Genomic DNA, 12,164 nt, shown 5'->3' with positions numbered 1-12,164 from the left:
ATCGCCAAACTCTTTATTCCTTATACCCCCTTCGGTTCTTCGACCAAAGGGGGTTCGGTTTTGGCGGAAGAGAATTTAAAGCTATAATGCGCTTTTTATTTTTGGTGGCAATCTGATGAAGGTTATTTATCCACCCAAGTTTTTGGGTATTTTAGGCGGCGGGCAGTTGGGCAGTATGTTTACGCTGGCGGCGAAAACGATGGGCTATCAAGTGATGGTGCTTGAACCCGATACGCATTCGCCTGCGGCTAGGTTTGCGGATAAGCATCTTTGTGTGCCGTTTGATGATAAAAATGCGCTGGCAGAATTGGCGCGATGCGCTGCGGTTACTACGGAGTTTGAAAATGTAAACGCGGGGGGGATGCGTGATTTGGCGGTTGCTACCCAAGTTTCGCCCAGTGGCGAATGCGTAGCGATTGCGCAAAATCGGATTTGGGAAAAAGAGTGGATTCGCAAGGCGGGCTTGGAAACTGCGCCGTATCGGGTGATTCAGGCTGCATCGGATATTGTGGCGGAATGTGAACCGTTGTTTCCTGCGGTGCTGAAAACGGCAACGTTGGGCTATGATGGCAAGGGGCAAATTAAGGTGAGCACGTTGGCGGGATTGCAGGCAGCGTTTGTTGCGCTGGGCAATGTGCCGTGTGTGTTGGAGCAATTGGTGGATTTGCGTGCGGAGATTTCGGTGATTGTGTGCCGTTTGGATGATGCGCGGATTGCAACGTTTGACCCTGCGGAAAATCATCATGCAAACGGCATTTTGGCGTATTCGCTGGTGCCTGCGCGGCTGCCTGAAAACTTGCTAGCCGAAGCCAAACAGATGGCAGTACGCTTGGCAAATGAGTTGGATTATGTGGGCGTGTTGGCGGTGGAGATGTTTGTGGTGGGGGATGAGCAGCGGTTGGTGGTGAATGAGATTGCGCCGCGCCCGCATAATAGTGGGCATCATACGATTGATGCGTGTGCGAGCAGCCAGTTTCAGCAGCAGGTGCGCTTGATGTGTGGCTTGCCGCCTGCGGATACGCGCTTGCTGTCGGCGTGTTGCATGGCGAATATTTTGGGCGATGCGTGGGGCGAGCAGGGGGAAGAGCCGAATTGGGCGGGGGTGTTGAATCATCCGCAGGCGCATTTGCATTTGTATGGCAAGGTTGAGCCGCGCAAGGGGCGCAAGATGGGGCATTTTACGGTGTTGGCGGATTCGGCGGACGAAGCCTATCGCATCGCGCAATCGCTGCATCAACAGTTAAAGTTTCAATGATTAGGCAGCCTGAAAACGGTTTTCAGGCTGCTTTTGGTATAGCTTATGAGTGATTTTGTATGGTTTTCAGGCTGCCTAAAACGGGCGATGATAGCGGCGAGCGCGGTATGGCTATCGGCGTGTTCGCTAGTGGCGTATCAGCCGACCAAAACGATTGACCGCGTGCGCGAGAATGAAGGCTACCGTTTGGAGCTGAGCATTCAGCGCAGTAATCAAGATAACACGTTGGTGATTATGATGTTTTCGGGCGGCGGCACGCGGGCGGCGGCGTTGGGTTATGGCGTGCTGACGGCGTTTAACGATTATCCGCTGCTGCTCAACGGCAGGCGCACCACACTGACGGCGAGCAGCGATTTGGTGTTTGGCGTGTCGGGCGGCTCGGTGCTGGCGGTGTATTACGCGCTGCATGGCGAGCAGGTGATTCCGCGTTTTGAAGAGCGGTTTTTGAAGCAGAATTTTCAGCGGCTGATGTTTAAGCAGGCGTTGTCGTTTTCCAATATGCCGCGCTTGGCTTCGCCTGAATATGGGCGCGGCGATTTGCTGCAAGAGCAGTTTGAGAACACGCTGTTTGGCAATATGACCTTTGGTGATTTGAACAAATATCGCAAAGGCCCGTTTGCGGTGATTAGTGCCACGGATATGGCTTCGGGACAGCGCATTGATTTTACGCAGGAAAATTTTGACCAATTTTGTTTGGATTTGTCGGATTTGCGCGTGGCGCGGGCGGTGGCTGCGTCTAGCTCGGTGCCTGTTATCTTTTCGCCGCTGACGTTGAACAACAACAGCGGCAACTGCGGCTACACCGTGCCTGCGCGTTTTCAGGCTGCCTTGGTGTCGGATGGCGATTCGTGGCAAGAGAAAACGCGGCACGAGATTTTGCGCAATCCTTATTATGCCGATAGCAAGGCGCGTCCGTTTTTGCATTTGGTGGATGGCGGTTTAACGGATAATTTGGGGCTGCGCAGTTTGCTGGAAACGCAAGAGATTTATCCGAATAGCTCGTTGCAGTCGATGCTGGAAACAAAAAACATCGGCCGCGTGATTATTGTGAGCGTGAACGCGCAAAATCAGATTAGCGAAACGATTAGCCAGCAGGCGAAAATTCCATCGTTCCGCGACATGATTAACGCAACGATTGATGTGCCGATTGCGCGGGCTTCGCAGGAATCGCTGCGCCAATTTCGCGCGATGGTGAACAGCTGGAATGCGGCGCAAAAAGATGCGGAGAAGCCGATTCGGATGCATTTTGTGAGTTTGAGTTTGCATGATTTGCCGCAGTCTAAATTGCGCACGCGCGCGCTGAATATTCCAACAACGTATTATTTGCCGCGCGAGAGCATCAATGATTTGAAACAGGCGGCGAAAATTTTGGTGAAACAATCGCCCGAGTTTCAGCAGCTGCTGCAAGAAGTGGGGCAGCCTGAAAAGAGTAGGGCGGGGGAAACGCCTGCGCCTGCGCCAGAAAACGTGCAATAGGATTTTCAGGCTGCCTATGGGTACATCAGTAGGCAGCCTGAAAACTATTTTGGCGGTTGGGGTGATATTTATCCATGCTCTATTGGCTTCGCCCAACCCCGTTATGCCATTTGGTAAAAATTGGCTAAAATTCAGCCTGCGCGCGGGCAAGCCGCCCGCCATTGTTTTCAGGCTGCCTTTGGGCTGTGCCAACATGAAGGCTGCCTTAAACCTAAACGATGGCAGCACCATCAAAGGCAGCCTGAAACCAAGTTCCGCGCAGCTTAAACGCCTGCCCCCCTTTCTCAACCCCTATCCAAAGGATACGCCATGCAACCCAAATACCTAGCCAAACTCGTTTGCCCGCTTATCAAAAAACCGCTGGAATACCACGCCGACAAGCAAGAGCTGTGGAGCAAAGCCGCCCGCCTTGCGTTTCCCATCCGCGATGGCATCCCCATTTTGCTGGAAAACGAAGCCCGCGAATTGAGCGACTTGGAAGCCAAATCATGAGCGCGATACCGTTCAGCATCATCATCCCCGCGCGGCTATCTTCCAGCCGCCTGCCCAACAAAGCCCTTGCCGACATCCACGGCAAACCGATGGTGGTGCGCGTTGCCGAACGCGCCCAGCAAAGCACCGCCAGCCGTATCATCGTTGCCACCGACTACGCCGACATCCAAGCCGCCTGCACCGTACACGGCATCACCAGCGTTTTAACCAGCAGCGCACACCAAAGCGGCAGCACCCGCCTTGCCGAAGCCGTGCAAATTTTAGGGCTGCCTGAACACGAAATCGTGGTCAACGTGCAAGGCGATGAACCGATGATACCCGCCGCGCTGATTGACCGCGTTGCCCACAAGCTCGCAGCCAGCGACGCGCCGATGGCAACTGCCGCCCATCCTGTGCACGATTTTGCCGAGTTCCAAAACCCCAACTGCGTGAAAGTGGTGCTGAGCCAAGCGCAAAACGCGCTGTATTTCAGCCGCGCCCCCATCGCCTACCCGCGCGACATCATGCAAGCGGGCGATTTCAGGCTGCCGCAACCCGCCCCGCTGCGCCACATCGGCATCTATGCCTACCGCGCGGGCTTTTTGCAGCAATACGCCGCCATGAGCGTGTCGCCGCTGGAAACCACCGAAAGCCTAGAACAACTGCGCGTGCTGTGGCACGGCTACCCCATCGCGGTGGAAGTGCTTACCGAAGCCCCGCCCGCAGGCGTGGACACGCAGGAAGATTTAGACCGCGTGCGCCGCGAGTGGACGGCGTAAACAGTTAGGCAGCTTGGCGACGAGCCGTCGCCGCTCCATTCTAGGTTTCAGGCTGTCTCATGGCTTCTATAAAGGTCTCAGCCTTGAAAACAAATCAAGCATAAAGGCAGCCTGAAAATGCTCCACACCCTGCTAGAACGCCATTGGCAATCCCCCCGCCCCGTCCTGCGCCTGCTCCTGCGCCCGCTCTCCATCCTGTTTCGCGCCATCGCCACGCGCCGCCGTGCCCGCTATCTGGCCGGCAGCCTGAAAAGCGAAAAACTGCCCGTGCCCGTGGTCATCGTGGGCAACATCCACGCAGGCGGCACAGGCAAAACCCCCATCACCGCCGCGCTGGTTGCCGCCTTGCAAACGCGCGGCATCGCCGTGGGCATCATCAGCCGTGGCTACGGACGCAGCCTGAAAACGCCCCACGTTTTAACCGCGCACAGCACCGCTGCCCAAGCAGGCGACGAACCCTTGCTGCTCCACCGCCGCACCCACGCGCCCACCGCCGTTGCCAGATACCGCATCGCCGCCGCCCGTGCCCTGCTCGCCGCCCATCCCAGCCTGCAAATCATCATCGCCGACGATGGCCTGCAACACTACGCCCTAGCCCGCGACCTAGAAATCTGCGTATTCCCCGCTGCCGATGCCGCCCGCCACGATTTAGACGTGCTGCCCAACGGCGGACTGCGCGAACCCATCGCCCGCCTGCGCGACGTGAACGCCATCGTGTTCAGCCAAGCCGCGCCCGCCATCGCCCCCGCCGCGCAACAACATTTCAGACTGCCCGAGCGCATCGCCCTGTTCACCAGCCAAGTTGTCGCCACCGCGCCCTATCGCTATGCCCAGCCCAGCGAAAAACTGGATATAGGCAGCCTGAAAACCCACGCCCGCTGCATCGCCATCGCCGCCATCGCCCGCCCGCAGCGGTTTTTTGACAGCCTAACCGCGCTGGGCATCTCCCTTGCGCACACCATCGCCCTGCCCGACCACGCCGCGCTGGATAGAACCGCGCTGCCCGCTGCCGACTATATTTTCGTTACCGAAAAAGATGCCGCCAAGCTGCCCCCGCCGCCGCACGCCCCAAGCAACATCTGGGTGCTGCCGATTGACGCGCAAATTACCCCCGACTTGGCGGATTGGGTGCTGGCGGAATTGGGGATACAGGCAGCCTGAAAATGCGGATGCGGTTTGGCTACGCTGAACTTCGTTTCAGGCTGCCTTATCCCGCCCCAAGGCAGCCTGAAACGGTGTTTAACGAAGCCAAAACTTCCCCCCGCCCGCATCCAAATCCCGCTATAATCCGCCCCGTTTTTCACTCGGCTTAACAAAACCATGAGCCATCCCAACACTTCTTTACTTGAACGCTGGTTCAAGCTCGCCGAAAAAGGCACCACCGTCCGCACCGAACTCTTGGCGGGCTTCACCACCTTTCTTACCCTGTGCTACATCACCATCGTCAATCCCAGCGTGCTCTCGCAAGCGGGCATGGATTTTGGCGCGGTGTTTGTCGCCACCTGCATCGCTTCCGCCATCGGCTGCTTTGTGATGGGCGGCTTGGCGAACTATCCCATCGCGCTCGCCCCTGGGATGGGCTTAAATGCCTATTTCACATACAGCGTGGTGATGGGCATGGGCGTATCGTGGCAAGTCGCACTCGCAGCCGTATTCGTTTCAGGCTGCATTTTTATTGCGTTTAGCTTGTTCAAAGTGCGCGAAATGCTGGTGAATGCGCTGCCGATGAGCTTAAAAATGGCGATTGCGGCGGGCATCGGGCTGTTTCTCGCGCTGATTGCGCTCAAAGACTCAGGCGTGGTGGTCGCCAGCGAAGCCACGCTGCTGAAAATGGGCAATTTATATGTGGAACAAAACGGCGCGAAGCTACCCAACTACCCCGTGTTGCTCACGCTGGCGGGCTTGTTGCTCACCATCGCGCTGGATTATTACCGTGTGCGCGGCGCAATCATCATCAGCATTTTTGTGATTACCGCCATTGCCGCAGGCTTGGGCTTAACGCAGATTGATGGCATTGTGTCCCGCGTGCCCAGCATCGCGCCCACCTTTATGCAAATGGATTTTAGCCATTTGTTTTCAGGCAGCCTGATTGCGGTGGTGTTTGTGTTTTTCTTGGTGGATTTGTTTGACAGCACGGGCACGCTGGTGGGCGTGTCGCACCGCGCGGGCTTGCTGGACGAAAACGGGCATTTGCCGCGCCTGAAAAAGGCTTTGTTTGCCGACAGCATCGCCATCGTGGTGGGCGCGGGCTTGGGCACATCGTCCACCACGCCGTATGTAGAAAGTGCGGCGGGCGTGGCGGCGGGCGGGCGCACGGGCTTAACCGCCATCACCGTGGGCGTGTTGATGCTGGCGTGTTTGTGGTTTTCGCCGCTTGCCAAAGCCGTGCCCGCCTTTGCCACCGCGCCCGCGCTGCTGTATATCGGCGTGCAGATGATGCGCTCCGCCATTGAAATCAACTGGAAAGACATCACCGAAGCCGCGCCCGCGTTTTTGACCATCGCGTTTATGCCGTTCACCTATTCCATCGCCGATGGCATTGCGATGGGCTTTATCAGCTATGCGGCGGTGAAGCTGCTGTGCAATCGCGCCAAGGATGTGCCGCCGATGGTGTGGTTCGTGGCGGTGGCTTGGCTAGCGAAATTTTGGTTTTTGGGGGCGTGATGGGGGCAGGCTGCTTTTGTTTACTGTGAACAATAGGCAGCCTGAAACCTTTGCAAAACCCTAACAGCAGCCTGAAAGTAAGAAATGCCGTCATTCCCGCGTAGGCGGGAATCTTGTTTGATATTAAGAAACTCATGTAAAAACACTACATTGCAAAAATTTCACCAAGATTCCCGCCTACGCGGGAATGACGGAGAATTGACCATTTCTTGTTTCGTTTTAGGTTTTGCAAAGATTTCAGCCTGAAAAGGGGTAATTGATGGTTGGTAAACGATAAGGCAGCCTGAAAACGTGTAGATGCGTTTTCAGGCTGCCTTTTATATCGCACGAACCTTGTAAACAAGGGCGGCTTCAATTCAACCCATTCCAGCTGTTCTCTTGCAGGGCTTTGTGCCAAAGGGCGCGGCGTTCTTGCTCGGCGGGGGTGGGACTTTGGGGGTTGCTGGGCAAGAGTTGGATGATGATGTTGTGTTGGGCGGCTTGGGCGAGCTGGGCGATTTGGCGGATGATGCCGCGGTCGGGGGTTTGCTGGGCGCGGATGCCGATGAGCAGTTGCACGGGCTGGGCGGCAAGCTCGTTGATTAGGCGGGCGAGTTCGGCGCGTTCGTTGATGCTGCCTTTGTCTGTCCAGTCTTGCCCGAGTATGTGGCTGTGCCAGTTGTCGGGGGCGTTGGGGGCTTCTAGCAAAATTGCCCAATGTTCGCCTGCGCTGTTGAGTGGGATTTTGGCGGGGGCAATGGCGGGGCGGTCGGGTTGGTAGTCGCTGGCATCGTCGATGATTTGCCGTTGCCATTGTTGGATGATGTTTTGGTAGTAGGGCTGGGCGAGATTGAGCGTGGGGCGGTAGCGGCGGCTGTGTTGCCAGCAGATGAGCCATGCTATTAGGCGGGGGATGATGCCGTAGCACAGGATGCTGGCGAGCAGCAGGATGCCCCATTGGGCGGCGTGTTCGCTGTGGTAGTGGTTGCGGGCGGCGGCGATGATGTTGGGCGATGGGGTGGGGATGCCGAGTTGGGCGGGCAGCCATGCAAGGGTGTGGATGATGTGGGTGAAGTGTTGGTCGGTGAGCAGGGTGCTTTGCCAGTTGAATTGGTATTGGCGCACGGTGAGCAGCATCAGGCTGGCGGTGAACATGCCGAGCAAGCCGCATAGGGCGATTTGGTGGCTGATGCGGCTGCGTATCCAGCGAAAGGGGGGCTGGGCAGCGGTTTGCGCGTCATGTTCCAGCAGGGTCTGGTGGATGGGGTCTTTCAGGTTGCCTGTGAGCCAAAGGGGGATGCTGGTGGGGGCGCGGTATTTTTGCGTTAGGCTTATCAGCCAGATAATCAGCATCAGGCTGTTGCCGCCGAGTATGCCGACTAGGATGAGCATGAAATTCAGGCTGCTTTGTTGCATCAGTTGGTATGTGCCGAGCAGCCCGATGATGAACCATGCTGCGCAGGCAACGCGGCGGGCGAAGCGCAGGCGTTGCTGATGCTGGGCGAGACGCTGGGCGATGTGTTGGTCGCGGTCTATCAGCTGGGCGCGGCGGTGCAGCTTGGCTTCGGGCGTGCCATCGGCTTGGCGCAGGATCTCGGTGATGGACGCGGGGTCGCTGGGGAAGGGATGGTGGCGTTGTTCTAGCAGGCGGATGAGTTCGGTATGGTGGTAGGGCATTTTGGGGTTGCTGTTGGGGGGAAATACAGGAAACGGCATGCTTGCCCTCAGGCGGTTTTCAGGCTGCCTTAGGGGCAAGAATGCCTTGTTACTTAGAACCTGCATTCACTATGTCCTTATGGGGGGTGGAGAAATGGGCACTTTGCTTCGGCGAAGCGTATCAATTCATTTTCAGGCTGCCTTGGGATGTCTATGGTTTAGGCAGCCTGAAAAAGCTGTTGGCTCAATATCGCGCAAAGCTGTTGCAAATAATGCGCGTCGGTTGCGTCAAAGGTGGCAAGTTCGGTGTGGTCAATGTCTAACACGCCGACCACTTCGCCCGCGCCGTTGTGCAAAGGGACGACAATTTCGGATTGCGATTGGCTGGAACAGGCGATGTGGTCGGGATGCTGGTTCACATCGGGCACAACCAGCGTTTGATTTTGCGCCCACGCCTGCCCGCACACGCCGCGCCCTTTTGGAATGCGCGTGCAAGCGAGCGGGCCTTGAAACGGCGCAAGTATCAACTCACTGCGGCTGTTGTCCACCAAATAAAAGCCCACCCAAAACCAGCTGAACTGCTCTTTTAACACCGCGCACACATTGGCCAGCGTGGCGATGGGAATATCGGCATCGGCAGCAATCAAGGCTTGAAGCTGGGGCAGAAGCTGTTGGTATTGCTCGGCTTTGGGGGCGGGGGTGGTTTGGATGGGGTGCATAGGGTTGCCTTTGTGGAGAACGTTAGAAAAGGGATTTTTTTGGTGGGGAGAGGCAGCCTGAAAGTGTGATTCTAGAATACCCTTAGTTTATTATATAATCCATTTCACAGTTTAGGAGGACCTATGTTTCGATTACTATTATCTACACTTATATGCACCATTCTAACCGCTTGTGCGCCATATGAAACACAACAAGCATTATCTTCAACCGTTGAAAAGGAAAAAACTAAAATTGATACCACCGAAGTTTTTACATCTCCACCTGCCAAAAAGGAAAAAGACCCTATGGAAGCCCGCCGCCAAAAACTAAATCCCAATGTAAAACTCACACCCGAACAACTGCTGCTCAAAACACTAAAACTGATGCAGGAAACCAAGTCTGTTGATGAGCTTACGCCTGAGAGATTGGAAGAGATTTACGGTGTTTCATTTCAAAGAGAAAGCGAAACTAAATACGGTTTTTATGAAAAAATTTCCAAAGATTGGGAACATTATATTGAAGTAATTAGTGAAATTGGAGTATCTCGTTTATCTATTGATTCTACTACTGAATTAGATGCGCGTGTTGGTACTTTTCCAGAGTGCAATATCACATTTGAAGATTTTCTTTCACGAGCAGAAAAATTAGGATTTACTGTCCAACATCAACTAAGATATGACGCAATTTACGAATTTACAAGATTAAATAATGGCTATTTAAATATCCGAGTTATTCCTTTGCGTAGAGAAGCGGGAGATGAACCCAAAGAAGGTGAGCCTAACTGTGTTGGTATGATGAGTATTTATTAAAAGTAATTTTTAACCTAAAAATAGCGAAAAAATTATCCACAAGTTTAAAAAATGTGTAAATTGTTTAAACAAATAAATCGTGATAAAATTTATATTTTTCAATAAACTGTTTTCAGTTTAGGAAGTGTTTATGTTTCGAATGCTACTATTATCTGCGCTCATATGCACAAATTTAGCCGCCTGTGTGCAGTCTGAAACACAGCACACATTAACCCCACCTGTTCAAAAGGAAAAAGAGCCTATGTCAACTCAAATTGATACCGCACAAATCTTTGCCCCATCTCTTGCCAAAAAGGAAAAAGACCCTATGGAAGCCTACCGCCAAAAACTAAATCCCAATGTAAAACTCACACCCGAACAACTACTGCTCAAAACACTAAAACTGATGCATGAAACCAAGTCTGTTGATGAGCTTACGCCTGAGAGATTGGAAGAGATTTATGGGATACATACTGAACCAACTGATGATCATGGATCATATGGATTTGCGGAAAACATTTCAAAAAACTGGTGGGAATATATTGAATTTGTAAAAAATATTATTGGGGGAAAATATTTATCAATACTTTTTAATCAAGAACCTAATCGTTTAAGTGTCAATACTTTTCCAGAGTGTAATATCACATTTGAAGATTTTCTTTCACGGGCAGAAAAATTGGGATTTTCTGTCCAACATCAATTGAGATATGGTGCAGTTTACGAATTTACAACATTAAAGAACAGTTATTTAAATATCCGAGTTATTCCTTTGCGTAGAGAAGCGGGAGATGAACCCAAAGAAGGTGAACCTAACTGTGTTGGTATGATGAGTATTTATTAAAAAGGAATCTTAAAATGGCATTTTCTGAAAAAGCACAAAAAATTATTAATGATTTCAGTAAACAAAACGGCGTAACTAAGGAACACGTTAATAATCTGAAAGATGCAATTTTATCTTCACCTGTGTTAAATGAGCAGTTTAATTACGTTGCTAATAGAGGACTATTACTAAGTTTGCAAGCACTGCCGCCTAATAGTGGCATGGGTGGTGGGTTTAATGGGCAAAACAAAGTAATTTCTATTTCATTGGATCAGTTTTCATCTGCCAATTATCAACAAGAAAAAGGCGATAATGTCTTTGTCTTGGGACATGAAATCCGTCATGCCCGTAACAATAGAGCAATGGGCAAGGCAACATTTAATTATGAACGAGACTTGACACTGGAAGCTCAAAAACCATCTCCAAGGGACTATACCCAAGAGGTGCGTAAAATGATGGCTGCGCACAAATGGGACGAGGTTACCGCTGAAATTGCAGGAAACAATGCGGTAGTTAGTATGGTTAAAGAAGAATCTAGAAATAAAGGGACAGCAATAACCTTAAAAAATATACATCAAGTTGCTAATTTTAGAATGAAAGACTTTATTGAGAAAAACGGTAATAAGTACACAATCAAGTCTAATCTAACTCCAAATGCAGACCTAACTTTAAGCTACAATTCTCGCAATATTCAAGGCATGGAAACTAATTATTTTGACAATCCTGATATTACAGTTGGTAAAGGTAAAGTCAATTACAACCACTATTATGCAGCTAGTGAAATCAGCACAGCCATGTGGTATGAGCAAAACGAACATGGCAAAGAGCATAATCCTGATCCATTCCGTATTGATTTGAAAGCCTTAGGTTTAGATGAGTCGCGTTTAGAGCGGGCTGGTATTCAATTAAACAATCCTAACGACCGTATCCCCTATTATGATTTAGGCAGAAAACAGCATGGTTTGTTTGATCATACTTATAAAACCCATCAACATGTTCCCGTAGAGCAGACAAATCCAGTCGATGATCGGGGCAATAAAGAAACCGTTGATATTTCTAAATCGCTTGATAAAAATGCTTCCGTTCAAGATTTCAATAAGTACGGTTTTGCCGCGCTTTTATCTGACCATGATGATAGTCGCTTTGCTGCGCTAGATAGCATGATGGCTTCCAATGTCGGACAAGATGCTGAACGGAAATCAAGGGAAGCTGTTCAGGCATATGATTTGGAACAAGAGCGCATCCAAGAAATGAATACCTTAACAATCAAAAGATAATGAGAAAAACATGGATTTAGAAAGAAAAATTGATGAACTCATCCAAAACATTATTCTGCTTCAAGGTAAAACCGAACAACGGCAAAAATCTTTTGACTTGGCGGCTTCTCAAGCCAATCAAGCGCTTTCTGAAGCTAGCAAGAAACTTAACGATACTGCCGCAGACATCAGGCAAGTAACACGTCATACAGTGGAACAAGCCATTAATCAGCCTGTGGATAGCTTGGATGAGAGAATAAAAATAATTGGTAGTGTCCTAAAAAGTATGCTACCCGAAAAAATCAAGCGGCATCAAAGCAA

Annotated in this window: 14 protein-coding genes; 12 read left to right on the top strand and 2 right to left on the bottom strand. The window is 51.7% G+C overall.

The window, feature by feature from the left end; translation table 11 throughout:
- Positions 1-115: 115 nt before the first annotated feature.
- The 8 genes from Q4A85_RS12370 (at position 116) to Q4A85_RS12335 (ending at position 6,645) form a co-directional block, all read left to right on the top strand.
- Positions 116-1,255, top strand: coding sequence for a 5-(carboxyamino)imidazole ribonucleotide synthase (locus Q4A85_RS12370; protein WP_303110806.1), 1,140 nt, complete (start codon positions 116-118; stop codon positions 1,253-1,255).
- A 45-nt stretch (positions 1,256-1,300) separates the two neighbouring features.
- Positions 1,301-2,731, top strand: coding sequence for a patatin-like phospholipase family protein (locus Q4A85_RS12365; RefSeq protein WP_303110805.1), 1,431 nt, complete (start codon positions 1,301-1,303; stop codon positions 2,729-2,731).
- Positions 2,732-2,747: 16 nt separating this feature from the next.
- On the top strand, positions 2,748-3,059 hold the full coding sequence (locus Q4A85_RS12360) for a hypothetical protein (RefSeq protein ID WP_303110802.1): 312 nt from the start codon (positions 2,748-2,750) through the stop codon (positions 3,057-3,059).
- The gene (locus tag Q4A85_RS12355) at positions 3,041-3,223 is read left to right on the top strand and encodes a Trm112 family protein (RefSeq protein WP_303110800.1); all 183 of its coding nucleotides are present in this window, start codon (positions 3,041-3,043) and stop codon (positions 3,221-3,223) included. The genes Q4A85_RS12360 and Q4A85_RS12355 overlap by 19 nt, the downstream gene beginning before the upstream one ends.
- Complete coding sequence (kdsB, locus tag Q4A85_RS12350) at positions 3,220-3,981, top strand: 3-deoxy-manno-octulosonate cytidylyltransferase (protein WP_303110798.1); 762 nt, start codon at positions 3,220-3,222, stop codon at positions 3,979-3,981. The genes Q4A85_RS12355 and kdsB overlap by 4 nt, the downstream gene beginning before the upstream one ends.
- A 117-nt stretch (positions 3,982-4,098) precedes the next feature.
- Complete coding sequence (gene lpxK, locus Q4A85_RS12345; RefSeq protein ID WP_303110796.1) at positions 4,099-5,142, top strand: tetraacyldisaccharide 4'-kinase; 1,044 nt, start codon at positions 4,099-4,101, stop codon at positions 5,140-5,142.
- Positions 5,143-5,144: 2 nt separating this feature from the next.
- A complete protein-coding gene (locus tag Q4A85_RS12340; protein ID WP_303110794.1) occupies positions 5,145-5,294 on the top strand; it encodes a hypothetical protein in 150 nt (49 codons plus the stop codon).
- Positions 5,295-5,301: 7 nt separating this feature from the next.
- A complete protein-coding gene (locus Q4A85_RS12335; protein ID WP_303110792.1) occupies positions 5,302-6,645 on the top strand; it encodes an NCS2 family permease in 1,344 nt (447 codons plus the stop codon).
- A 351-nt stretch (positions 6,646-6,996) separates the two neighbouring features.
- Here Q4A85_RS12335 and Q4A85_RS12330 read toward each other — a convergent pair whose 3' ends face one another.
- A complete protein-coding gene (locus Q4A85_RS12330) occupies positions 6,997-8,406 on the bottom strand; it encodes a DUF2868 domain-containing protein (RefSeq protein ID WP_303110791.1) in 1,410 nt (469 codons plus the stop codon).
- Positions 8,407-8,498: 92 nt separating this feature from the next.
- Positions 8,499-8,999 (bottom strand): GAF domain-containing protein, encoded by a 501-nt coding sequence (locus Q4A85_RS12325; RefSeq protein ID WP_303110789.1) that lies wholly within the window; start codon positions 8,997-8,999, stop codon positions 8,499-8,501.
- A 123-nt stretch (positions 9,000-9,122) separates the two neighbouring features.
- On the opposite strand from Q4A85_RS12325, the gene Q4A85_RS12320 reads away from it, so the two are divergent.
- The 4 genes from Q4A85_RS12320 to Q4A85_RS12305 all read left to right on the top strand — a co-directional run.
- Entirely contained in the window at positions 9,123-9,788 is a 666-nt protein-coding gene (locus Q4A85_RS12320; RefSeq protein ID WP_303110787.1) for a hypothetical protein, read from the top strand.
- 241 nt (positions 9,789-10,029) lie between these two features.
- On the top strand, positions 10,030-10,608 hold the full coding sequence (locus tag Q4A85_RS12315) for a hypothetical protein (RefSeq protein WP_303110785.1): 579 nt from the start codon (positions 10,030-10,032) through the stop codon (positions 10,606-10,608).
- A gap of 14 nt (positions 10,609-10,622) precedes the next feature.
- The gene (locus Q4A85_RS12310; RefSeq protein WP_303110783.1) at positions 10,623-11,864 is read left to right on the top strand and encodes a hypothetical protein; all 1,242 of its coding nucleotides are present in this window, start codon (positions 10,623-10,625) and stop codon (positions 11,862-11,864) included.
- Positions 11,865-11,874: 10 nt separating this feature from the next.
- A partial coding sequence (locus Q4A85_RS12305) for a hypothetical protein (protein ID WP_303110781.1) occupies positions 11,875-12,164 on the top strand: 290 nt, incomplete at its 3' end.

This window comes from Kingella sp. (in: b-proteobacteria), from assembly GCF_030527935.1.
Taxonomy (GTDB): domain Bacteria; phylum Pseudomonadota; class Gammaproteobacteria; order Burkholderiales; family Neisseriaceae; genus Kingella_B.
Note: the sequence above shows the minus strand (reverse complement) of the source record. Positions and strands in the feature narration are given on the sequence as shown.

Coding starts and splice junctions, on each gene's coding strand:
- Q4A85_RS12325 (WP_303110789.1), bottom strand. CDS start 8,999: ATGCACCCCATCCAAACCACCCCCGCCCCCAAAGCCGAGCAATACCAA.
- Q4A85_RS12355 (WP_303110800.1), top strand. CDS start 3,041: ATGCAACCCAAATACCTAGCCAAACTCGTTTGCCCGCTTATCAAAAAA.
- Q4A85_RS12330 (WP_303110791.1), bottom strand. CDS start 8,406: ATGCAGGTTCTAAGTAACAAGGCATTCTTGCCCCTAAGGCAGCCTGAA.
- Q4A85_RS12320 (WP_303110787.1), top strand. CDS start 9,123: ATGTTTCGATTACTATTATCTACACTTATATGCACCATTCTAACCGCT.
- kdsB (WP_303110798.1), top strand. CDS start 3,220: ATGAGCGCGATACCGTTCAGCATCATCATCCCCGCGCGGCTATCTTCC.
- Q4A85_RS12310 (WP_303110783.1), top strand. CDS start 10,623: ATGGCATTTTCTGAAAAAGCACAAAAAATTATTAATGATTTCAGTAAA.
- lpxK (WP_303110796.1), top strand. CDS start 4,099: ATGCTCCACACCCTGCTAGAACGCCATTGGCAATCCCCCCGCCCCGTC.
- Q4A85_RS12360 (WP_303110802.1), top strand. CDS start 2,748: ATGGGTACATCAGTAGGCAGCCTGAAAACTATTTTGGCGGTTGGGGTG.
- Q4A85_RS12340 (WP_303110794.1), top strand. CDS start 5,145: ATGCGGATGCGGTTTGGCTACGCTGAACTTCGTTTCAGGCTGCCTTAT.
- Q4A85_RS12370 (WP_303110806.1), top strand. CDS start 116: ATGAAGGTTATTTATCCACCCAAGTTTTTGGGTATTTTAGGCGGCGGG.
- Q4A85_RS12335 (WP_303110792.1), top strand. CDS start 5,302: ATGAGCCATCCCAACACTTCTTTACTTGAACGCTGGTTCAAGCTCGCC.
- Q4A85_RS12365 (WP_303110805.1), top strand. CDS start 1,301: ATGAGTGATTTTGTATGGTTTTCAGGCTGCCTAAAACGGGCGATGATA.
- Q4A85_RS12315 (WP_303110785.1), top strand. CDS start 10,030: ATGTCAACTCAAATTGATACCGCACAAATCTTTGCCCCATCTCTTGCC.